The organism is Virgibacillus sp. AGTR, from assembly GCF_016919725.2.
Taxonomy (GTDB): Bacteria; Bacillota; Bacilli; order Bacillales; family Amphibacillaceae; genus Virgibacillus; species Virgibacillus salarius.
In genome coordinates this window covers 1-23,992 of the sequence record NZ_JAJERH010000052.1, presented here as the reverse complement: position 1 = coordinate 23,992, position 23,992 = coordinate 1, and the positions used below count along the sequence as shown (strand labels likewise).

Here is a 23,992-nt window from a genome sequence, read left to right as displayed (position 1 = left end):
TCTAGTAAAACAGGCGCCCTGCGCTTAGATTTACATCTTCAGAGAGGGGAAAACAATCAATGAATGAGTCATGGAATGATCGTACTCCACCACATAATATAGAAGCTGAGCAATCCATTATTGGTGCGGTTTTCATTGATCCAGATGCGTTTTCTGCTGCTTCAGAGATACTGGTACCAGAAGATTTCTATCGTGCTAGTCATCAGCGGATATTTGCAAGCATGATTGCCCTTGCTGATCGTGGGGAGCCGATTGATGTTGTCACAGTAACTTCCTATTTGCATAATGCACAGCAGTTAGAAGAAGCTGGTGGCGTTCAGTATTTATCAGAGGTTGCGGAAAGTGTACCTACAGCAGCTAATATCGGTTATTATTGTCGAATTGTAGAGGAAAAGGCATTACTTAGAAGGCTAATACGTTCAGCAACAGACATTGTTACTTCTAGTTTCGAACGACAAGATGAAGTAGAAGATGTTGTTAATGAGGCAGAAAAGAGTATTTTAGATGTCTCTGGAAGGAAAAATTCTGGAGCATTTAAGGCCATCAAGGATGTACTAATTGATGTTTATGACAATATTGAACAACTTCATCATCAAAGTGCTGATGTGACAGGGATACCGACTGGATTCCGAGATTTGGATCGGATTACTTCTGGATTTCAGCGTAATGATCTTATTATTGTCGCTGCCCGCCCATCTGTAGGTAAAACTGCATTTGCGTTGAATGTAGCTCAAAATGTAGCCGTTAATACGGATGAAAATGTAGCTATCTTTAGTTTAGAGATGGGAGCAGATCAATTAGTTCAACGTATGCTTTGTGCAGAAGGAAATATTGACGCACAACGACTACGTAATGGTCAGTTGCAAGCTGATGACTGGAGTAAGCTAACTATGGCAATGGGGAGCTTATCGAATGCTGGGATCTATATAGATGATACACCTGGAGTACGTGTTGCTGATATACGTTCTAAATGTCGTCGTCTCAAGCAGGAGCATGGGCTTGGAATGATATTGATCGATTATTTGCAGCTTATTCAGGGTAGTGCAAATTCCAAGGAAAATAGACAACAGGAAGTATCAGAAATATCTCGTTCTTTAAAAGGTTTAGCTCGGGAATTGAATGTACCACTAATTGCCCTTTCACAGTTATCACGTGGTGTTGAATCACGACAGGATAAGCGTCCAATGATGTCGGACTTACGTGAATCTGGTAGTATTGAGCAAGATGCGGATATCGTCGGTTTCTTATACCGTGATGATTATTATGATTCAGAATCGGAAAAACAAAATATAATCGAAATCATTATTTCTAAACAACGTAATGGTCCAGTAGGAAATGTAGAATTAGCTTTTGTTAAGGAATACAATAAATTCGTTGATTTAGATCATCGTTATCAAGAAAGTGATGTACCACCAGTCCCTGTTTAATTTAGAGAGAGTGAGAAAAAAGAATGAAGAGACAATTAAAACGAACGATAATTAGTTGAAATGATATGCTCCCCTTAAGGCAGACAGATTAAAAAGTAAAAATCTGTTTCTACATTAAGGGGAGTTTTTATGACTCACAAATCATATTCAGTAGAATGGAAATATGAAGTATTGTTGGCTTTTAAGAATGGTTTAACACATAGCCAGTTATTCGCAAAATATCAAGTTACTATGTCTACAGTTTGTCCGAAGATCCACGAGGTAACGTGTTTTTCTTTACCAAGTTAGCGGAGTCCGTGCCCGTGGAAAGCGCGTATATTTTCACGATGTGGCGATGATACTCAGATTGATAATATGATTATTCGTATTTTGAGTAAAGAAGTTGTGTTTTGTGCCAGCCTCTTTTATGTTTAGAAATTATAAAATTAGCGTGTGTGGATAAATAGTGGCGTGTTGAGCCCTCGTCTAGAAACTAGGCGACTTCACAAATTGTCCTAATCTAAGTCATCAGCGGATCGCAAGCTCACCGTGATTTTTTATCTCCGTTGACGTGCTCCAGCCGCTACGTTTTTAAACGGGTGTTTGCGCTTTGATTCTTTTTAATCAACTTTACCGAACAATTACATTAATTTCTATATAAATGTTCGTGTTTTGAATTGACTATCTGATTTTATACTGATAAAATTACTTTTGTGATTAAAGAAAAACGTATAATATATATTAATTCAGTGGAGGTGCACCATGTCATCAGTAGTAGTAGTTGGAACACAATGGGGCGATGAAGGGAAAGGAAAGATTACGGACTTCCTATCGCAAAATGCAGAGGTTGTTGCACGATATCAAGGAGGTAACAATGCAGGGCATACGATTAAATTTGATGACATCACGTATAAATTACATTTAATTCCATCTGGAATATTTTTTAATGAAAAAACATGTGTATTGGGTAATGGTATGGTAATCGATCCAAAGGCATTTGTGGAGGAGATTGCTTATCTACACGAACGTAATGTATCTACAGATAATTTACGGATAAGTAATCGTGCTCACGTCATCTTGCCATATCATTTAAAATTAGATATCTTGCAGGAAGAAGAAAAAGGCGAAAATAAAATTGGAACGACTAAAAAAGGAATTGGTCCAGCATATATGGATAAAGCAGCGAGATGCGGTATCCGCATTGCGGACTTAATGGATAAAGAAACGTTTCGTGCAAAATTAGAGCAAAATTTAAAAGAGAAGAATCGTTTGTTTGAGAAGGTTTATGAGGTAGAGCCTATTCAAGTAGAGGATATTCTCGAAGAATATTATGAGTATGGGCAACAAATGGCTAAATATGTATGTGATACATCTGTTGTATTAAATGATGCCTTAGACGATGGACGCAGAGTATTATTCGAAGGTGCGCAGGGTGTCATGCTTGATATTGATCAAGGAACCTATCCTTTTGTAACATCTTCTAATCCAATTGCTGGAGGAGTAACCATTGGTTCTGGTGTTGGGCCTACAAAGATTGATCATGTAGTAGGTGTTTCCAAAGCATACACAACGCGTGTAGGTGATGGACCGTTTCCAACGGAGTTACATGATGAGATTGGTGACCAGATTCGTGAGGTTGGTCGTGAATATGGGACAACAACAGGGAGACCGCGTCGTGTTGGCTGGTTTGATAGTGTTGTTGTTCGTCATGCACGTCGTGTAAGTGGTATTACAGATTTATCTTTAAATTCTATCGATGTACTAACAGGTATTGAAACATTGAAGATTTGTGTAGCTTATCGTTATAAAGGGGAAATTATTAAGGAATTTCCAGCAAGTTTAGCGGCACTTGCTGAATGTGAACCAGTCTATGAGGAAATGCCTGGATGGACAGAAGATATCACAAATGTGAAAAGCTTGCACGAGCTCCCTGAGAATGCACGTCATTATTTAGAACGTGTTTCTCAGTTAACGGAGATTCCATTATCCATTTTTTCTGTTGGACCGGATCGCTCGCAAACCAATGTTGTACGAAGTGTATATAGCTAATTTAACAGGTACCAAAAGGTAATTGGTCTGGTAGTGAAAATTAATCTACGTCGTTATAGAAAACGGGACTGTCCCAACAGTCGATTCTAAATGAATTTAATGGGGCAACCCCGTTTTTTTGTTTATATGAGCTTTTCAACTAGGTTTTGATGAGTTGAAGTTATAGGTCCATAAAAACAAATTATTCCTTTCCCATTCTAAACTGAGTCAACTTCAGCAATTAGCTAGTCATATTGAAATATGAAAAAGCTGAATAGTAGAATACTGTTCATTTCCACTACAGTCGGACGCTTTCCACGGGCGGTCCGTGAGCCTTCTCATCGCTTGTCTTCTGCGGGGTCTCACTTGGCCACGCTATTCCGTAGGAGTCGTACCTTTTCATTCCAATCATGGAATCAATGTATTGAATATCATCTCACATAGGAACATAACATATCGAAATATCCATATATGTTATAGCGTCCTTCGCTGTTTTTAAATAATCTGTTCTAAAGTGCATTATTTGCACATATACTGTGGTTGGACTATTGAGCTTTTGTAGTAAATTCATGTATATAAAAACAGGATGATAAAAAATTAATTGTTGACTTGTTCTTTATAAAGAACTAAACTATAAATAACTATTAGACGGTTTACTAATATATCTTGCTTCCTGCTAAAATAGTAATTTTTTTGCTTTAATTGTTCTATATAAAGAATGATAGGGATGTTATTAAGAAAGTAAAGCATTCATAAATAATAGGGGAGGTACCTTCATGGACAATGAAACGATAAATATACAAAAAAAGAAGAAGGATATTAACTTAAAAGAAGTATTTGATTTGTTAAAAAAAAGAGCATGGCTAGTTATTGCCATTACCATTCTTTTTACATCAGCTGGCTATCTATATAACAGTTTTAATAATACCCCTATTTATCAAACGTCGACAAGGGTGATTATTGGCGTGGATAGTGAATATATGAAGACACTCATGGTAATGATTACCGACCCATTAATTATGGATAAAGTGAAAGAAGAATTACAGCTATCACAAACATCTGAAGAGCTTGCCGAACAAATTGAGGTAGCGAGAATAGAAGATTCACAAGTGGTACAGATTTCTGTTAGGGACAGCGACTCTGCTCAAGCTGTTGAAATCGCCAATACGACAGCTACAGCGTTTAAAAGCGAAATTGCCGATATTTTAGATTTTAAAGAGGTGCAATTACTATCTTCTGCGGATGAAAATCATCAAGCTATAAATGGTGGACAGCATAAAATAGTAATTATTTCATTTATATTTGGTGCCATTACTGGTTTAGGATTAATTTTTTTACTTGATTCCTTGGATGGAACAATTCGAAAAGAAAGTGAGTTAGAATTGGTTCTTGGTGTACCGGTAATTGGATCGATATCGAACGTGAATAAGAAAAAGTTTGTAAAAAGAAGAAGACAAAGAGAAATAAACGTAAGGGGTGAGACAGCTGATATTAAGTAAGAGTAAGCGTAAATACATGAAGAAGGGAAATCTTATAACACATGCTTATCCTGATTCGATCATAGCGGATGAATTTAGAACAATTCGATCCAATATGAAGTTTTTAACCAATAATCCAAATCATCGAATATTTCTCTTTACATCGGTAGGAAGCGGGGAAGGCACATCAACAGCTATTTCAAATCTAGCTGTTACGATGGCTAAACAAAATGAAAAGGTACTGTTGATTGATGCTAATTTACGAAGTCCAGCCGTACAGAGTGTTTTTAAAAAAGAAAAAAGCTTAGGGCTAACGAATTTGCTTACAAAAGATTTAACATGGAGCTCTGTTATTAATCAGACGGGAATTGGTGAGCTTGATATTCTTACAAGTGGTTCGAGTATTTTTAACCCTGCTGAAATAGTAGAAAGTGCGAAGATGCAGGAATTATTGAAAGAGTTCAAAACGATATATGATGTTATTCTAATTGATTCTCCAACTATCTTAAAATATACAGAAACAAGGTTACTGGCAAATTATAGTGATGGTGTGGTTTTACTTGTAGGCAGAGGGAAGACGGATTTAGAGGACGTTATCGAGGCTAAAAGAGTGCTTGAATTGGCGAAAGCGAATGTAATGGGAGTTATTATCAATGAAAAATACAAATAAATTTTTTTAAACCAATTGTTCGTTATTAAGAATTAAAACTGGTTTATGGTGATGTCTACTCGCCGTTATCAAGGTAGGCACTCGGTCATGCTGTGGGTTGTCAAACCTTAGACGCTAGTCGTCGATAGTGTGGTGTGAGGATGGGTTAGATGCCCAATCTATTTACATAAGAAAGTTTGTATGAGGGGAGGGAAGTTTGTGACATATCGACAAAGGTTATCATTTTTTATCTGCATTGATTCCTGTATTGTACTTTCTGCCATTTTTATAAGTAGTTTTTTAGTTGGGGAGCCTATTCATGTCGAGAACACATTGTTATGGATAAGTACGATTGCTATTTTATGTAGTCATTATTTCTTTTCATTATCTTATAAACTTTATAAAAAAGTATGGGAATATGCAAGTACAAATGAATTATTGCTACTTTTAAAAATTGTAACTTACGCTGCATTCGTTACAGGTGTTGTTCAATTCATTGCATTACAAGAAATACGACTTAAATTTTTAATGATAACATGGCTGCTACATTTGTTTTTTATTGGTGGTTCACGATTAGTTTGGCGATTGTACCGTGATTCTATTATAAATAGACGAACAACAAAAGTGAGAACTTTGATAGTTGGTGCCGGATCAGCAGGAACAATGGTTGCAAGACAATTATTAAAAAATAGTGAATGTAGATTGCTACCAATTGGCTTTATTGATGATAATAGCAAAAAGAAAAATCTTGATATTTTAGGACTTCCTGTTATAGGTGGCGTAAGGGAGATTGTCGATGTTGTTGAAGAACGTAAAGTAGATAATATTATTATTGCTATTCCTTCTTTACCTGAAAAGGAGCTAAAGCCCATTATTCAGGAATGTGCTAAAACTAAAGCAGAAACAAAGATCTTACCTTTACTGGAGGATCTGATTACGGGGAAAGTTTCTGTAAATCAATTTCGTGATGTCGAAGTGGAGGATCTCTTGGGAAGAGAACCGATAGATATAGATATCGAAAGTATTTCCAAAAATATTCAAGGAAAGAGGGTTCTTGTAACAGGGGCCGGTGGATCGATAGGATCGGAATTATCACGACAACTAATAGAATTTCAGCCAAGTCATTTAATACTGCTAGGTCATGGTGAGAACAGTATTTATACCATTGAGATGGAGTTAAAGGAAAAAAAGCAGAATGATGCAGTTGAAATCACAGCAATTATTGCAGATATTCAAGATAAGGATAAGATGATGGATGTGATAAAAACTCACAAGCCAGATATTATTTATCATGCTGCAGCCCATAAACATGTACCATTAATGGAAAAAAATCCAGAAGAAGCTGTAAAAAATAATATGATAGGAACCATGAATGTAGCAATAGCTGCCAGCGTACATCAGGTGACGACTTTTGTAATGGTTTCAACAGATAAGGCTGTTCATCCAACTAGTGTCATGGGTGCATCAAAAAAACTGGCAGAAATGATTATTCAGGATATGGATAGAAAAAGTGATACAAAGTTTGTCGCTGTTAGGTTTGGAAATGTATTAGGTAGCCGCGGAAGCGTTATACCATTATTTAAAAAGCAAATCGAAAGAGGAGGACCAGTTACCGTAACACATCCAGATATGGTTCGTTATTTCATGACAATTCCTGAAGCCTCAAGGCTAGTTATCCAAGCTGGTGCATTAGCTAATGGGGGTGAAATTTTTGTACTAGATATGGGAGAGCCTATTAAAATCGTTGACCTTGCCAAAAATTTAATCACGCTTTCGGGCTTTACACTTGATGATATAGAGATAACCTATACCGGAGCTAGGCCGGGGGAAAAGCTGTTTGAGGAACTACTTACTGAACAGGAAATAGTAGATCAACAGATTTATCCAAAAATTTATATTGGGAAAACGACAGAGATCCAAATAGAGAGCATTCAAGATATTCTAACAACGTATACGAGTTTAGATTCACACGCTTTAAAGAATCGATTAATAGAGATAGCAAATAGTAAGACAATCCATAAATCTGAATCGGTAGTCACCATATAGAAATGAAGTGGGGGAAACAGAATATGAAGGTTAGGAAAGCTATTATCCCTGCGGCTGGGCTAGGTACTAGATTTTTACCTGCTACAAAGGCGATGCCAAAGGAAATGTTGCCAATTGTTGATAAACCTACTATTCAATATATTGTAGAAGAAGCAGTTGCTTCAGGGATTGAGGATATCATTATTGTAACAGGGAAAGGAAAGCGGGCTATCGAGGATCATTTTGATCATTCCTTTGAGCTGGAGCAAAGTCTTATGAATAAACAGAAATACAACTTGCTACATGCCGTACAACGTTCTTCAACACTCGTGGATATTCATTATATACGGCAAAAAGAACCCAAAGGTTTAGGGCATGCTATCTGGTGTGCACGTAAGTTTATCGGTAATGAACCGTTTGCTGTTTTATTAGGAGACGATATTGTGAAAGCAGAAACACCGTGTTTAAAGCAACTATTGAATCAATTTTATCATTGCCAGTCACCGGTTATTGGTGTGCAGAATGTAAAACGAGAAGATGTATCCAAGTATGGGATTGTAGCTGGACAGTTAATGGAGAATCATCTGTACCAAGTCAAGGATCTAATTGAGAAACCGAAGCAACAAGAGGCTCCATCTACCTTAGCTATTTTAGGTAGGTATATTTTAACTCCAGCCATATTCGAAATTCTCAAGTCACAGGAACCTGGTACAGGAGGGGAAATTCAATTAACGGATGCCATAGCAAAGCTAAATGCATATGAATCTGTTTATGCGTATGCATTTGCTGGTGAACGTTATGATGTTGGTGACCAATTAGGGTTTATGCAAACAATTATTGCTTTTGGATTGCAGCGAGAGAACTTAAGGAAGCCATTATTAGATTATCTTGCAACCGTAGTAGAAACAGAGTTAACTAGGTAGTCTTTAAGAAAAGGTGAATAGAGTATGCCAAAGAAAATCTTATTCTGTGCAACCGTAGATTATCATTTTAAAGCATTTCATCTGCCATATTTAAAGTGGTTTAAGGAGCAGGGCTGGCAAGTCGAGGTTGCTGCTAAAGGTTCAATGGAATTACCTTATGTTGATCATAAATATAATATCGAGATTGACAGATCGCCATTTCGTCTAGCAAATTGGAAAGGCTATAAGCAATTAAAATCATTAATCGAGAAACAACAGTATGCTATCGTCCATTGTCATACACCTATGGGTGGTATGTTAACTAGAATGGCGGCAAGGAGGGGAAGAAAGAAAGGGACGAAGGTTTTGTATACAGCACATGGATTTCATTTTTGTAAAGGAGGATCATGGAAAAGTTGGCTCATCTATTATCCTATTGAGAAGTATCTTGCTCGTTTATCGGATAGCTTAATAGTAATTAATAATGAGGACTATCAATTAGCGGTGAAGCATGGTTTTAAAGCAGGGGAGATCAACAAGGTTAATGGTGTTGGTGTTGATCCAGCTACATTTATCCCGATAGACCAGGCAAAAAAAGCAATACAAAAAAAGTCATTCGGGTTTCAACCAGATGACTTTTTACTATTTCACGCTGGAGAATTTAACAAAAATAAAAATCAGCAATTCCTCATCCATGCTTTAGCTTATTTAAAAGAAGAGCTCCCGAATGTAAAGCTACTCCTTGTTGGGGAGGGTGATCAATTCCATTTTTGTAAGGAGTTAGCTACAAAGCTTGGCGTGGAACATCTTATCCAATTTCTTGGATTTCGTAAGGATGTACATAACCTCTTGCCTATTTGTGATATTGCGTTGGGTTCCAGTTATCGAGAAGGCTTACCCGTAAGTATTATGGAGGCAATGGCATGCGGTATTCCAATAGTCGCTACGAATAATAGAGGATATAGGGAATTAATCAAGTGTAATGAAAATGGTATCGTGCTACCACAAATGGATTCTAGATTGCTTGCTCAACAAATAAAGCTTCTATCTGAAACACCAGCACAAAGGCAATCATTAGGTGAAAATGCTCGTGATACAATTTTACAATATTATAGTCAAAGCTTGGTACTAGAGCAGTTGCGTAGCATTTATAAAAGGTATATGAACGAAGGGGAGGAGAAAGTATGGGTAGCCCACTAAGAGTCCTTCATGTTGTCGTAAATATGAACAGAGGGGGAGCAGAAACGCTACTGATGAATTTATATCGAAATATGGACCGAACAAGGGTTCAATTTGATTTTTTAACGTGTAGAGAAGGTGAATTCGATGCAACAATTAAGCAGATGGGTGGACGTATTCATCGGATCCCTTATATTACGGATGTTGGGCATCATGGATTTAGGCGGGGTTTACGACAGTTTTTTCAACAAAATCAAGAATATTCCATTGTTCATTCCCACCTCGATAAGATGAGTGGACTCGTTCTTCGAGAAGCTAAGGCAGCGAATGTACCCATTCGAATATCCCATAGCCACAATACGGAAAGTGAAGGAAGTCTAGCTACAAAACTATACAAGAGCTTTGCAGGCAGCTTTATTACACAGAGTGCTACCCATTATTATGCATGTTCTCAAGCTGCAGCAAATTGGTTGTTTAAAAATAAGGCACAGCAAGCTTTTATTCTAAAGAACGGCATTGAAGCAGATAAATTTCAATTTTCTCAGCAGTTACGCAACGATATGCGGGAAAAGCTGCGTATATCAGAAAATACATTTGTAATAGGTCATGTTGGAAGGTTTACACGACAAAAAAATCATCTATATTTACTAGAATTATTTAAGGAAATACAACGTGAAATACCTAATACCGTCCTATTATTAGTTGGGGATGGACCATTAAAATCAAAAGTGAAAAAAAGAATTAGTGAGTTGAATCTTGAAAGTCATGTGCGTTTACTTGGTATACGAAAGGATATACATCTTTTATTACAGGCGTTTGATACGTTTATCTTTCCATCTTTACATGAGGGGTTACCGGTTACATTGATTGAAGCGCAAAGTGCAGGTTTACCCTGCATCATTGCTAATACGATTACGAAAGAAGTGGATATGGGATTCGGTCTTATAGAATATATAGAACTTAATGCTAAGGATCGTTGGATCAAGCAGATAATGAAATGTCATAAAGCTGCCTTCACTCGTTATATGTATGAAGATGCAGTGTCGCAAAGGGGATATGATATACGAAAAACCGCACGTGAAACCCAAGACGCTTACATCAATTTACGAGAGGAGATTGTATGAAACGTATAACGATATTTACTCCCACGTATAATAGAGCCTATTGTCTTCACCATTGTTACGAAAGCTTAAAAGCACAAACCTCTGAAGATTTTATATGGTTAATTGTGGACGACGGTTCGACGGATCATACGTGGGAATTAGTAGAAAAGTGGAAAGAAGAAGATGTGATACAAATTGATTATTGTTGGCAGCCAAACAAAGGGATGCATGGTGCACATAACACTGCCTATGAACGTATCCAAACAGAATTAAATGTTTGTATCGATTCAGATGATTATATGCCAACGGATGCTGTTGAAAAGATTCTATCATTTTGGGATGACTATGGCAGTGAACAAGTTAGTGGAATTATTGGCCTTGATGCAGATAAGCATAATAAGATTATTGGCACTCCGTTACCACAGCACGTCAGCCAATCAACATTATTTAATCTTTATCACAGATATGGTGTTAAAGGGGATAAGAAGCTTGTCTATCGAACAGCATTAACGCGGAAGTATAACTATCCACTATTTGAAAATGAAAACTATGTAGGACTAGCATATAAATATTTTATGCTAGATAGGGATTATGAGATGTTATTAATGAATCAAGTACTATGCCATGTAGAATATCTACCTGATGGTTCTTCTTATAATATGATAAATCAGTATCGAAATAACCCAAAGGGCTTTTCCTTTTATCGTAAAGAGCTAATGCAGTTACCGTTCGCTAGTACTGCTTTTAAGTTTAGGCAGGCTATCCACTATGTATCAAGCAGTATGCTAAGTAATAATCGTTCATTTCTCAAAGAAACACCAGTAAAAACACTTACAATATTAGCTATACCACTTGGCTTTTTATTGTTCTTATATATTAAGTTTAGATCGACTACTACCACAATGACCTCAGCCCAATAAAGATTTACTTTATCCCGAAAGGAAAAATCATATGGCCTTGCTTTGGTTTAACCTTATACTCGTTTTCTCATTTTCTTTTTTAGCCCGATATGTGGCAACACCAATTACCGTTCCAGGCGTAGTTGATGCGGTTCGACCAAATAAATTATTTGTTTTTGCTTCATTAGTATCTCTTGTAGTCATTTCCGGACTACGATCTAATATTGGAGATACTTTTTTTTACAAATATTCCTATGAGCTTAATAATTTCACATGGGATACAGTAATAGCGCAAAAGGATATCGGTTTTGGTTTGCTACAAATGCTATTAAAAAATTTTATTTCAGAATATCCACAAATCTTGATTTTTACAACAGCTCTTATCACAAATGTGTTCATTATTTTTGTTTTATACCATTATTCAAGAATGCTAGAGCTTAGTTTGTATGTCTACATCACAGGTGGTTTATTCCTTGTATCTATGAACGGCATACGGCAAGTATTAGCTGCTGCAATTGCTTTCACAGCAATAAAATATGTAACGGAAGGAAGTTTTATCAAATATGCATTGATTATTTGTTTGGCTTCCTTGTTTCATCAAAGCGCACTTATTCTATTACCTATATATTTTTTAGTGCGATTTAAGGCATGGTCCAAAGCGACGCTTGTATTAATTACGGTATCTTTAGTCATCGTAGTTGGATTTGAACAATTCTCAGCACTATTATTTTCAGCACTAGAGGATACCCAATATGGTCACTATAAAGGCTTTGAGGAAGGTGGGTCGAATATCCTGCGGGTTGCGGTAGGTGCGGTGCCTTTATTTATTGCTTTTCTAGGTAGGAATAAATTAAGGGAATTAACTCCAAATAGTGATTATATTGTAAATATGTCGCTATTAGGATTTATTTTTATGTTGATATCTACGCAGAATTGGATATTCGCTAGAATTTCCATTTATTTTGAGTTATATCAGTTAATTCTTATTTCATGGATTGTAAAGCTATTTCGTGAAAAGGACCAAAAATTTATCTACTTTGGAATTTTAATTTGCTACTTCGCTTATTATTATTATGAAAATGTAATAAGCCTACAAATTTTATATGAAAGTGATTACCTTGTATGGAACACGAAAGGGGGAGAAAAATGACCATTCTCGTTACTGGAGGGGCTGGATATATTGGTAGTCATACCTGTGTGGAGCTACTTAATAAAGGTTATGACATCGTTATTATGGATAGCTTTGAAAATAGTAATCCAAATGTATTAAAGCGGATAACGGAAATTACTGGTAAGCAAGTGAAAGCATATCCTATCCGTTTATTAGATAAAGCGAGTGTTAGCGAGGTGTTCGCTAAGCATAATATAGAAGCGGTCATGCATTTTGCTGGTTATAAAGCAGTGGGTGAGTCTGTTTCATTCCCGCTTAAATATTATCGTAATAATGTCCATAGCACCGTCATTTTATGTGAGGTTATGCGTGAGTATGGGGTCAATAAATTGGTGTTTAGTTCCTCGGCCACAGTATATGGTGCTGTAAATCAAGTTCCGATTGATGAGAATACGGAGCTGAAGCCAGCAAACCCTTACGGACGTACGAAACAAATAATTGAGGGAATGCTGCAAGACTTATACTTTTCAGATCAACGTTGGAGTATAGCCTTATTGCGCTATTTTAATCCAATTGGTGCGCATACTAGTGGCTTGATAGGAGAGGATCCAAATGGTATACCGAATAACCTACTTCCTTATATTTCACAGGTTGCTGTGGGAAAGTTAGATAAGCTTCATGTATTTGGAAATGATTATCCTACGAAAGATGGGACAGGAATAAGAGATTATATTCATGTGGTTGACTTAGCTATTGGTCATTTAAGTGCACTAGAAAACGTACAATCCTCCACAGGTATAAATACATTTAATCTTGGTACTGGTAGAGGATACAGTGTATTAGAAGTAATAGCTGCATTTGAAAAAGCTACTGGTAGAACTATTCCTTATACGATAGAAGCACGAAGATCTGGGGATGCAGCCATTTGTTATGCAAATTGCTCGAAAGCAAAAGAACAACTTGGGTGGCAAGCAACCAGAGGAATTTACGCTATGTGTAAGGATACGTGGAGATGGCAATCTACTAATCTAAATGGCTATGAGGAAGTAACAAAACGGAATAAAACGAATGTATCCCTGATAAAAAATGCAGGGATTTTTTAATGGCTTTTTATCCAACTTTATAATGCTTCTCCTCTTCTACTCAATTAAAAGAAGCCTTAAAAAAGCGCTCTCAGCGCTTTTTTGTAGTGTAAGAAACTATAAAATCAGTGCAATGACTGCGTTAAGCCAAGTAGTTATTTTGAAATGGTTGATGTATATTGGCAATGCTCCGACTAATTACTTCGCTTTCCGCGGGCAACGGCCTTAACTAACTTTGCAAAGAAGAACACGTTGCAAAGTGGATTTTCGGCTCGCGCTAATCCCGCAGGAGTCTACGTAATTAGTCTCCGCTATGAGAAGGTGCACCAATTCTTGTCATAAGTAATAGGTTGACTTTTTTTTACAATGGGTAAAGTGAAAATCGCTATCCGTGAGTATAAAAGCAGCTGTGTTACTTCATGCTAGCGTTGTAGAGCCTGATAATAGCGAAGGCCGGCCACTTCAACTCCTGTGGGAAATGTTTGACCTGAAGATCCACTTTTTTGAGCGGGTTTTGCTAAAAAAGTTAGCTGAAGGACAAACCCCACGGAAAGGGAAGTGGGTAGCCGGAGTGGTGGTCAAGCAAGCAGTAGCTATTATTCCATAATAGCTACTAGAGGAAGCGTAAATCTGAGCATTTAGTGATAAGGACTGAGCGAATTTTGCTCCGTTTTTCTAATCTAGGAAATGAAGGATCTGCCTTGTGGATAAATATGGGCGTGTTGAGCCGTGTTCAGCTCCAGCGCCCAGAAACTAGGCGAGTTCACGAATCCTTCTACGATAAGTCATCATCGGTTCGTAAGCTCACTGTGATTCCTTTATCTCTGCCGACTCACTTCGTTGCTCCGTTTCTAATCAGGCGCTAGCGCTTTTGTTCGTGTATACGGCAGTTTTTATAAGGGAAACGCTTCATAGAAAGGAGTTAAATATATGAAACGATTGGTTGATGTTTTTTTGTCCATTAGTATCCTTATTTTATTTTCTCCTATTTTCCTTATCGTTGCTGGGGGGGTCAGGCTGCAATTGGGAAGTCCTATTATTTTTAAACAACAACGCCCTGGTTTGCATCATAAACCGTTTCAGCTGTATAAGCTCAGAACGATGATAAATGAAAAGGAGAAAAATGGCGTCCTATTAACAGATGAAGAACGTTTAACAGCTTTGGGTAAGTGGATAAGAAAATACAGCTTAGATGAACTTCCACAATTTATTAATGTGCTAAAAGGTGAGATGAGTATTGTTGGTCCTCGACCACTACTGATGGAATACCTTCCATTATATAACGAAGAGCAGTTACTTCGTCATACGGTGAAACCTGGCATAACAGGGTGGGCTCAAGTAAATGGAAGAAATGCAATTACGTGGGAGGAAAAATTTAAATTAGATATTTGGTATGCAAAAAATCAAAATCTCCTATTAGATAGTAGAATCTTAGTTTTAACTTTTATTAAAGTGCTTAAAAGAGAAGGGATAACTCAACAGGGTTCAGCAACAATGACAAAGTTTCATGGCACGAAAGAAGCCCAATAAGATGCGGATCATTATCATAGGAGATGGTGGACATAGCAAGGTTGTACAAGAGATGATATTTGCTAAGGAAAATTATCATGTTGTAGCTATTTTAGATGATAAGTATGAACGTGGATTTCAGATAGAAGGTGTCATTCATGCACCCGTATCTTATCTTATAAAGCTTTTACGTAAAGGAACTAAGGTGGTTATTGCTATTGGTGACAATAAAGTGAGAAAGGAAATTGTGGAGCAACTACCATTGTTACCAAAGCATTATCTATCCATAGCTCACCCGTCAGCTATAGTGAGTAAATCTGCTACCATTGGGTTTGGATCAGTAATTATGCCTCATGCGATAATCAATGCGAATGCTGAAGTAGGAATGTACTCGATTATCAACACATCAGCAATTGTAGAGCACGATAGTACAATAGGTGATTATTCGCATGTTTCACCAAATGCAACATTAGCGGGGAATGTAAGCACGGGTGAGGGAGTTCATGTTGGTTCATCAGCTACTATCATACCAGGAAAGCATCTAGGAAAATGGTCCATTATTGGTGCAGGGTCTACCGTTATTGAGCATATCCCAGCCTATAGTAAAGCTGTTGGTTCCCCTACACGAATTATAGATAGATTCGTCAATAATGATAAAACGAAAAAAGAGGGTGAGCTTATTGACAGAGCCAAGAATTAATCTATCCTTGCCACATATGAGTGGTACAGAAATGGAATATATAGAAGCGGCGTTTGAGATGAATTGGATTGCCCCACTTGGCCCAAATGTAGATAGGTTTGAGCAAGAGATGGCTGAGCGAGTAGGTGTTAAGGATGCGGTTGCGCTAAGCTCGGGAACGGCCGCTATTCATCTAGCGCTGTGTTTGATGAATGTTACGAGAGGAGATACGGTGTTTTGCTCTACGTTAACATTTGTTGCTAGCGCTAATCCCATTTTATATCAAGGGGCAGAACCGGTTTTTATAGATTCAGAGCCTGATTCCTGGAATATGTCACCGCAAGCTTTAAAGCGGGCAATGGAGGATGCTGTCTTACGGGGAAAGCTTCCGAAAGCAGTTATTGTTGTTCATCTCTATGGACAAAGCTCCCAAATGGATGCCATCGTACAGATTTGTAATGCCTATGAAGTCCCTATCATAGAAGATGCAGCGGAGTCCCTAGGTACCACCTATAAAAACAAGGCTTCCGGTACGTTTGGCAAGTATGGAATTTACTCATTTAATGGAAATAAAATTATTACTACATCCGGAGGGGGGATGCTCATCTCAAACGATGTTGAATCTATACAACGAGCGCGTTTTCTTGCGACGCAGGCTCGCGATCAAGCACGACATTATCAACATAGCGAAATCGGATTTAATTACCGAATGAGTAATATTGTAGCTGGGATTGGTAGGTCACAATTACGTGTGTTGGAGGAACGTGTTGCTGCAAGAAGGCAGGTGTTCGATAGGTATGAACGATTATTAGGAGATTTACCAGGTATTCAATTTATGCAAGAGCTAAAAAACACAAGATCCAATCGTTGGCTGACTACGTTTACCGTTAGTACAGAGGCTACGAACACAACAGCAGACGAGGTGTTAAGGACCTTAGAAGAAGCAAATATAGAAGCACGACCAGTTTGGAAGCCTCTTCATTTACAGCCACTTTTTTACGATGCTACGTACTATCCACATCAAGAAAACCTTCACGTAGCCGAACAATTGTTTCAAACAGGGATTTGTCTTCCTTCTGGGTCAAACTTAACGGAAGAGCAGCAGTTTCGAGTTATTACTTGTATTCGAAAGGCGTTTAAGCGTTCTCTCCCAAATGGGAGTTTTTTTATTATAGGAAAACGCGAGGTATAGGAGATGTTGGGAAAAAATATTAAACGTATTCGTAAAAAAAAGGGAATTAGTTTAACAGAATGCGCACAACGTGCAAATATATCGAAATCTTATTTAAGCAGTATGGAAAGGAATGTCAATCATAATCCATCGATCCAAATATTAGAGAAAATCGCAGCTGTGTTGGATGTCGATCTCCGAACGATATTAGGCTTAGATGATAAAGATGCAAAATTGCCAGAGCATGAGTGGATAGATTTTGTAAATGAACTAAAGAGAACAGGCATTGACAAGGGGCAACTTCATGAATATCGCGCAGTGATTGAATTTGCAAAGTGGCAAAAGGAGAAAGATGATTTAGGCTAATAAAATGAACTGTTTAAATTTACAAAGGAGATCATAAATGAAACAGAAGAAGCCGATTAGAGTATTACATGTGGTTGGTGCAATGAATCGTGGTGGAACAGAAACATTGCTTATGAATATCTATCGAAGACTAAACCATCAACAAATACAATTCGATTTTATATCTTACAGTAGTGAAGAAGCGGATTATGATCAGGAAATTAGAAGTTTAGGTGGTAGCGTTATTACGCTTACAAAGACAAATTCAATTCGTGAGATCTATCATGCTATCAAGCACTATGGCCCATATGTGGCCATCCACGCACATACGCTATTTCACTGCGGGGTTGCTATGACAGCCGGTTATCTAGCTGGTGTTAAGCGAAGAATATCGCATGCACATACGACGAAGGATGAAGGCAACAGTATCATTAGAAAAGCCTATAAGCCCACGATGCGATTGCTCATTCAGCTATTTTCCACGCATTTATTAGCATGTAGTAATCATGCTGGTCACTATCTATTCGGCCGAAGAGGGCTATCGAAACAAACGTATGCCTATTTTCCCAATGCAATTGAGTATACGCATTTTTTGTATAAGGATCACAAGCAGGTAGAACAGTTTAAGAGGGAGGAAGGGTTATCAAATCAGCGGATTATTGGTCACATTGGTAGATTCATCGCAGCTAAAAATCATCGATTTCTACTGGAAATCCTAAAAGTTTGTAGACAAAAAGATCCTACAGTCATGCTAATTCTTGTTGGGGAAGGTAAGTTACAAAAAGAGCTTCAGGAAACTGCTAAACAAGAAAAGCTTGATCAGAATATTCGTTTTTTAGGTCTTCGCAAGGATATTCCTACCATTCTGCATACAATGGATGTATTTCTATTTCCATCCATTTATGAAGGGCTGGGTCTTGTGTTACTAGAGGCACAAGCGAGTGGCTTACCATGTATCGTTTCCGAAGCAATTCAACCGGAGGCAGACCTTAAATTAGGACTAATCTCGAGAATTTCTTTGCAGGAAGGGCCACAATATTGGGCAGATAAAATTATGAACATGGTGTATAAGAGAGAAAAGAATACGATGAAAGTGAAAGCTGCTTTCGAAAAAAATGGATATTCGGTTTCCCTAGCTATTGCAAAGCTGATGGGCATTTATATATCCGATAGCGGTGGTGTATATGAAGAAAAAAATATTTATCGCCTCCTTTGATATGGAGGTTGGTGGGGTAGAAAGGAGTCTCCTTAGCTTACTTGAAAATCTAGATTACGATACGTACCATGTCGATTTAATGCTGTATAGACAGCAGGGGGAATTTTTGAAGCTCGTTCCACATAACGTAAATATATTAACTGAAATACCAGCGTATACGACATTTCGTAAGTCCATTCCAACCGTTATAAAAGAACGGCATTACCAGATAGGTTTTTCCAGAATAATGGCGAAGCTACATGCACAAATAAACGGTTTTAAATTAAAAGCTTCGGAGCCAGGCTATTATCAATCACAGCTCATGTGGAAATATACCTTGCCGATGCTACCGACTATAAAAGAGCAGTATGATGTTGCAATTAGTTATTTATGGCCCCATTATTTTGTTGCTGAAAAGGTGAAAGCACATCATAAAATCGCTTGGATACATACAGATTATTCAACAGTGCAGGTTGACAAAGAAATGGATTACGATATGTGGGCTAAATTCGACTCGATTATTGCGGTTTCGGAGGCATGCAGAGAGGCTTTTTTAAACGTATATAAAGGACTTGATGTAAAAGTAGTGGAGAATATGATATCACCTATGTTTGTTAGGAAGATGGCAACAAAAGAAGTAGAAAATCCGATGCTAAACGATACTAGATTTAAGATCGTAACGGTTGCACGTTTATCTCATGCGAAAGGGATTGATATGGCGATAAAAGCATTAAAGCAAATAATAGATAGTGGTTATAAAAACCTTGCTTGGTACGTTGTTGGCTATGGTGGAGATGAGCAAATGCTGTATCGATTGATCGCCAACAATCACCTACAAAATCATTTTTTCTTATTAGGGAAAAAAGTCAATCCGTATCCCTTTATGAAAGCAGCAGATCTTTACGTGCAACCTTCCAGATATGAAGGAAAAGCAGTGACAGTAACAGAAGCGCAAATTTTAGCAAAACCAGTTCTAATTACCAATTATCCAACCGCTGCAAGTCAGCTTAAGCATAACGTAGATGGATGCATTTGTGCTCTCGGAATTGATGGTTTGGTTACCGGCATCAAGCAGCTGATTCATCATACATCCTACCGAGAAAGACTAGTAGAGAATACCAAGCAATTGGATTATAGCAATAAATTAGAAATCAAAAAGCTATATCAGACATTTGAACAAGAAGTCGCAGGGAGGTCATAGTCTTTAATGGATAATATTGTATTATTAGATACATCTGTAGGGTCTCTGAATAAGGGTGATGACATTATTATGAAGTGTGTGAGAGAGCACTTAACGGAAATTACAAAGGAGGATTACGTACTTACCTTACCAACGCATTTAGCTCCATTTCATTGGTATCAAGTGGTTAGAGGCTCTAACCGTGTAAAACTATATAGTAATGCGAAATACAAATTTGTCGGAGGATCCAATTTACTGACAATGGATATGCTAACCCATTTTCCACAATGGAATATTAATCTATTTAATTATCAACCTTTAAAAGGAAGTATTTTGGTTGGAGTTGGTGCAGGAAAAGGAACTAAAATAAAGCGATATACAAAAATGCTTTATAAAAAAGTATTATCGCATGACTATATTCATAGTGTTAGAGACGAACGAACAAAAAGTTTCGTAGAAGATATGGGGCTGAAGGCAATTAATACTGGCTGTGCGACATTATGGTCACTCACGCCAGATTTTTGTTTGCAAATTCCGAAACATAAAGCTACATCGGTGGTTTTTACACTTACTTTTCATGCGAGACATAAAGAATGCGATCAGTTATTAATAAATGTCTTACAAAAAAATTATGAAAAGATCTATTTCTGGATTCAAGATAAAGAGGATCTGCATTACTTTCATACACTCGATAATATAGAAGGGATTCAGATTGTTTCTCCAACGTTAGTAGCGTATGAAAAAATATTGTCTCAAGATATTGATTATATCGGTACACGTTTACATGGAGGAATTTATGCAATGAGACATAAAAAGCGAGCTATTATTATTGGTATTGATGAAAGGGCGCGAGGCATGGGAGAGACATATAACCTTAATCAACTAGACAGAAGAGAAATGAGTCAATTAGAAACCACCATACATTCCGCGATTACTACTGATGTAAAGCTAGATCTCAAGCGAATAAATACGTGGCTACAACAATTTAGGCAAGTGAATACGTCCGATACCGAATTGTCATTTAGAGGTGCTCAATGAAAGCTATTATACTCGATGATGTTGCAGTGAATGGAAAAAGGATTGATATTTCGTTTCGTGTAGACAAGAAACTCCAACGGTATTTTCAACAAGGTAATCATCTCTTTTTTCAATATAATGATGATTTGAAAGATGTCCCGGTTAGTGTAGCAGCTATTCCATTTGTTGCGAACACCGCACCACTTGCTTGGATAACCAATTCATCCATCTATGTTTCTGAATTGGATAAATCCTTTTATGATTGCCTTGCCAACATCAAGAAAGCCTATCAGCGAATGTACCCAGATGTAATTTTTTCAGGTGAAATACATGTGGATCACCTCATAGAGAATAGCTATACCCCTGAACATGAAGCTGCTCAGTTATTTAGTGGGGGACTTGATGCACTTGCTACCTTTATTCGGATCAAGGAAAAGAAGCCCTTACTTATTACCGAATATGGATGGCATCAGCATTCCGTACAACGAAGTAAGGTATGGGATGCCGATAAAAAACACGTGACTCGATTTGCTTGTGACCATAACCTTGATAACATTCTTATTCATTCCAATTATGGGACATTTATTAGCGCTCAAGAAATTGATAGACATTTTCTAAAGAAACTTGGTGATTCTTGGTGGCATGGCTTACATCATAGTTTAGCTATTATTTCTGCGGCTATCCCGATCGCCTATAAGGAGAAAATCAACTGTATATACATTGCTAGCTCTTATTTTAGAGGATATAGGGCAAAGTGTGCATCGGATCCAACGATTGATAATGAGATAAAATTTGCTTCGGGACATGTGTTTCATGACGGTTATGAGATAAATCGGCAGGAAAAAGTGAAATTAGTTGTAGACTATTACGCAAACAAGGAAACGGATGTGAACCTCAGGGTCTGTTTTTTAAATGAAAAAAATTGCTGTCATTGCGAGAAATGTGTTCGTACAATAGTTGGTATTGTTGCGGAGGGTAGCGATCCAAGTGATTTCGGATTTCCTATAACAGGAAGTCTATCTCAACATATAAGCGATTTTTTAAAGGATAACGTGAAGTATTTTACACCGGCGCGAATCATGCAGTGGAACCTATCTAAAGACAGAATGAAAGAGAATCAGGAAAAAATTATGGATCAGGAATTAGTGGCTTGGTTCGTAATGTATGATTTTGCGGCTAAAAGAAAAAAAGCACTTTTAAAATACAGACTAACAAAGTTCGTTCCAATAATTATTCGCAGAGTACGCACTCGGTTAAATCGAATACGAATGCAAAATTTATAAAGTAGAAGGCGTTTATATGAGAATCGAAAACTCAATTAGAAATATGTTCTTTGGGGTTTCAGGACAAGTAATTAGTCTGATCATGGGGATGATTGTTCGCACCGTTTTTATTTATACGCTTGGTATCGAATACGTAGGTGTTGAAGGGCTGTTCAGCAGTGTTCTCTTAATTTTATCACTAACGAATTTAGGCTTTGATACTGCTATGATCTATAGCTTATATAAACCGTTGGCAGAAAAGGATACGATCAAAATTCAAGCGTACATGAATCTATTTAAAAAGGCATATAGAATCATCGGCGCTGCTGTTTGTGTCATCGGACTATTACTATTACCATTTCTGCCATACCTACTAAATGGTGATACACGAATTGATCATTTGCATGCAATCTATCTGTTATTTTTATTGCAATCTGTTATGTCCTATTATTTTGTGCATAAGCAAGCAATTATTATTGCAGATCAACGACATCATATAATATCAAAGATACACAGTGTGTTTATCGTTATGACTAATCTATGTTTGATTGTATTACTATTAACAACTAAAAATTATATTGTCGTTCTTTCTACACAGGTCGCTTTCCGAGTAATGGAGAATGTTTATATAGCACGTAAAGCGAATCAATTGTATCCATTTTTGATGGAAGGAGCACATGCAACGCTACCGAAAAAAGATAGAAAACAATTTTTTAGTAATTTGTATGCTCTCTTTTTATATAAGATTAGCGGTGTTGTTATTCATGGTGCAGACAATATCATTATATCCGTTTTTGCCGGTATCGCCTTTGTAGGGATGTATGCCAATTATTTATTAATTATTAGCACGATTACTACGCTTTTAGGCTATTTATTTCACTCGATAACAGCAAGTGTTGGTAACTTACATGTTGAAGAAAGTGCGGAAAAGAAGTATTTTATATTTCGTGTTATTCGCTTTACTAATTTCTGGATATTTGGCTTCTGTGCTATTTGTCTTTGGAATTTATTTAATCCGTTTATTACCGTTTGGTTAGGCGATCAGTACGTATTAAATATGTTTATCGTATTTGCCATAATCTTAAACTTTTTTACGGCGGGTATGCAAAATGCGACTACTACGTTTAGAGAAACAACGGGTTTATTTAGGAAGGGAAAATATCGACCGATTATAGCAGCAGGAATAAATATTTTAGTTTCCATTATACTAGCAAAGGAAATTGGCTTGGCGGGAGTGTTCATAGGAACGGTTATAAGTAGATGGAGCGTTTATTTTTGGTATGATCCATATATCCTTTTTAGATATGTTTTTTTTCAACCAGTTCGCTTTCACTTTATACGATATATGGTGTATACCTTAATTGTTGTTATAGCTGCTATCATAACGGATTTTATTGCCAGAAGCTTTTTCACCACATATACCATGTGGACAATTTTATTCAGAGGTACTATATGCATAATCATTCCCAATGTATTGTTTTATCTGTTGTTTCGAAAGACAGAAGAGTTTAACTATCTCTATCATGTTGCTAAACGAATCGTAAGCACGAAACTCATGAAGCACCCAGTAGTAGAGAAAACCTTTTCTCATAAATAATCACTTGTTTTTCTTATAAGTTAAGAAAGTATAAAATCAGTGCAATGACTGCGTTAAGCCAAGTAGTTATTTTGAAATGTTTGATGTATATTGGCAATGCTCCGACTAATTACTTCGCTATCCGGGGCACGGCCTCAACTAACTTTGCAAAGAAGAACACGTTGCAAAGTGGATT

The 23,992-nt window shown here is 37.2% G+C and carries 21 protein-coding genes; all 21 read left to right on the top strand.

Features of this window, described 5'->3' with window-relative positions; all coding sequences use genetic code 11:
- Positions 1-59: 59 nt before the first annotated feature.
- Positions 60-1,427 carry a replicative DNA helicase gene (gene dnaB, locus JUJ52_RS16380; RefSeq protein WP_026680458.1) on the top strand — a complete coding sequence of 456 codons (1,368 nt, stop codon included), beginning with the start codon at positions 60-62 and terminating at the stop codon, positions 1,425-1,427.
- A gap of 741 nt (positions 1,428-2,168) precedes the next feature.
- On the top strand, positions 2,169-3,455 hold the full coding sequence (locus JUJ52_RS16375; RefSeq protein WP_026680459.1) for an adenylosuccinate synthase: 1,287 nt from the start codon (positions 2,169-2,171) through the stop codon (positions 3,453-3,455).
- A gap of 755 nt (positions 3,456-4,210) precedes the next feature.
- Complete coding sequence (locus JUJ52_RS16370; protein WP_205389365.1) at positions 4,211-4,933, top strand: YveK family protein; 723 nt, start codon at positions 4,211-4,213, stop codon at positions 4,931-4,933.
- A 16-nt stretch (positions 4,934-4,949) separates the two neighbouring features.
- Positions 4,950-5,582 (top strand): CpsD/CapB family tyrosine-protein kinase, encoded by a 633-nt coding sequence (locus tag JUJ52_RS16365; RefSeq protein ID WP_226983594.1) that lies wholly within the window; start codon positions 4,950-4,952, stop codon positions 5,580-5,582.
- Positions 5,583-5,780: 198 nt separating this feature from the next.
- The gene (locus tag JUJ52_RS16360) at positions 5,781-7,607 is read left to right on the top strand and encodes a polysaccharide biosynthesis protein (RefSeq protein WP_121604228.1); all 1,827 of its coding nucleotides are present in this window, start codon (positions 5,781-5,783) and stop codon (positions 7,605-7,607) included.
- 23 nt (positions 7,608-7,630) lie between these two features.
- Positions 7,631-8,509 (top strand): UTP--glucose-1-phosphate uridylyltransferase GalU, encoded by an 879-nt coding sequence (gene galU / locus JUJ52_RS16355; RefSeq protein WP_121604227.1) that lies wholly within the window; start codon positions 7,631-7,633, stop codon positions 8,507-8,509.
- Between the two features lie 24 nt (positions 8,510-8,533).
- Positions 8,534-9,688 (top strand): glycosyltransferase family 4 protein, encoded by a 1,155-nt coding sequence (locus JUJ52_RS16350; protein WP_121604226.1) that lies wholly within the window; start codon positions 8,534-8,536, stop codon positions 9,686-9,688.
- Positions 9,673-10,791 (top strand): glycosyltransferase family 1 protein, encoded by a 1,119-nt coding sequence (locus JUJ52_RS16345; RefSeq protein ID WP_121604225.1) that lies wholly within the window; start codon positions 9,673-9,675, stop codon positions 10,789-10,791. Before JUJ52_RS16350 ends, JUJ52_RS16345 begins: the two co-directional genes overlap by 16 nt.
- Positions 10,788-11,690, top strand: coding sequence for a glycosyltransferase family 2 protein (locus JUJ52_RS16340; protein WP_205389363.1), 903 nt, complete (start codon positions 10,788-10,790; stop codon positions 11,688-11,690). Before JUJ52_RS16345 ends, JUJ52_RS16340 begins: the two co-directional genes overlap by 4 nt.
- A gap of 31 nt (positions 11,691-11,721) precedes the next feature.
- Positions 11,722-12,819 carry an EpsG family protein gene (locus tag JUJ52_RS16335; RefSeq protein WP_205389362.1) on the top strand — a complete coding sequence of 366 codons (1,098 nt, stop codon included), beginning with the start codon at positions 11,722-11,724 and terminating at the stop codon, positions 12,817-12,819.
- Positions 12,816-13,883 carry a UDP-glucose 4-epimerase GalE gene (gene galE, locus JUJ52_RS16330; RefSeq protein WP_205389361.1) on the top strand — a complete coding sequence of 356 codons (1,068 nt, stop codon included), beginning with the start codon at positions 12,816-12,818 and terminating at the stop codon, positions 13,881-13,883. The genes JUJ52_RS16335 and galE overlap by 4 nt, the downstream gene beginning before the upstream one ends.
- A gap of 370 nt (positions 13,884-14,253) precedes the next feature.
- Positions 14,254-14,469 carry a hypothetical protein gene (locus JUJ52_RS16325; protein ID WP_121604677.1) on the top strand — a complete coding sequence of 72 codons (216 nt, stop codon included), beginning with the start codon at positions 14,254-14,256 and terminating at the stop codon, positions 14,467-14,469.
- A gap of 323 nt (positions 14,470-14,792) precedes the next feature.
- Positions 14,793-15,392, top strand: a complete 600-nt coding sequence (locus JUJ52_RS16320) for a sugar transferase (protein WP_026680469.1) — start codon at positions 14,793-14,795, stop codon at positions 15,390-15,392.
- Positions 15,370-16,071: an acetyltransferase gene (locus JUJ52_RS16315; protein ID WP_226983593.1), complete on the top strand. Its 702-nt coding sequence runs from the start codon at positions 15,370-15,372 to the stop codon at positions 16,069-16,071. The genes JUJ52_RS16320 and JUJ52_RS16315 overlap by 23 nt, the downstream gene beginning before the upstream one ends.
- The gene (locus JUJ52_RS16310) at positions 16,022-17,242 is read left to right on the top strand and encodes a DegT/DnrJ/EryC1/StrS family aminotransferase (protein WP_121604219.1); all 1,221 of its coding nucleotides are present in this window, start codon (positions 16,022-16,024) and stop codon (positions 17,240-17,242) included. Before JUJ52_RS16315 ends, JUJ52_RS16310 begins: the two co-directional genes overlap by 50 nt.
- 3 nt (positions 17,243-17,245) lie before the next feature.
- Positions 17,246-17,587 (top strand): helix-turn-helix domain-containing protein, encoded by a 342-nt coding sequence (locus tag JUJ52_RS16305; RefSeq protein WP_121604218.1) that lies wholly within the window; start codon positions 17,246-17,248, stop codon positions 17,585-17,587.
- A 37-nt stretch (positions 17,588-17,624) separates the two neighbouring features.
- On the top strand, positions 17,625-18,782 hold the full coding sequence (locus JUJ52_RS16300) for a glycosyltransferase family 1 protein (RefSeq protein ID WP_121604217.1): 1,158 nt from the start codon (positions 17,625-17,627) through the stop codon (positions 18,780-18,782).
- Complete coding sequence (locus tag JUJ52_RS16295) at positions 18,751-19,962, top strand: glycosyltransferase (RefSeq protein ID WP_226983592.1); 1,212 nt, start codon at positions 18,751-18,753, stop codon at positions 19,960-19,962. Before JUJ52_RS16300 ends, JUJ52_RS16295 begins: the two co-directional genes overlap by 32 nt.
- A 6-nt stretch (positions 19,963-19,968) precedes the next feature.
- Complete coding sequence (locus JUJ52_RS16290) at positions 19,969-20,979, top strand: polysaccharide pyruvyl transferase family protein (protein WP_121604216.1); 1,011 nt, start codon at positions 19,969-19,971, stop codon at positions 20,977-20,979.
- Positions 20,976-22,241, top strand: coding sequence for a peptidase (locus tag JUJ52_RS16285; protein WP_205389360.1), 1,266 nt, complete (start codon positions 20,976-20,978; stop codon positions 22,239-22,241). Before JUJ52_RS16290 ends, JUJ52_RS16285 begins: the two co-directional genes overlap by 4 nt.
- Before the next feature lie 16 nt (positions 22,242-22,257).
- Positions 22,258-23,817 (top strand): lipopolysaccharide biosynthesis protein, encoded by a 1,560-nt coding sequence (locus JUJ52_RS16280; RefSeq protein WP_121604214.1) that lies wholly within the window; start codon positions 22,258-22,260, stop codon positions 23,815-23,817.
- Positions 23,818-23,992 lie beyond the last annotated feature (175 nt).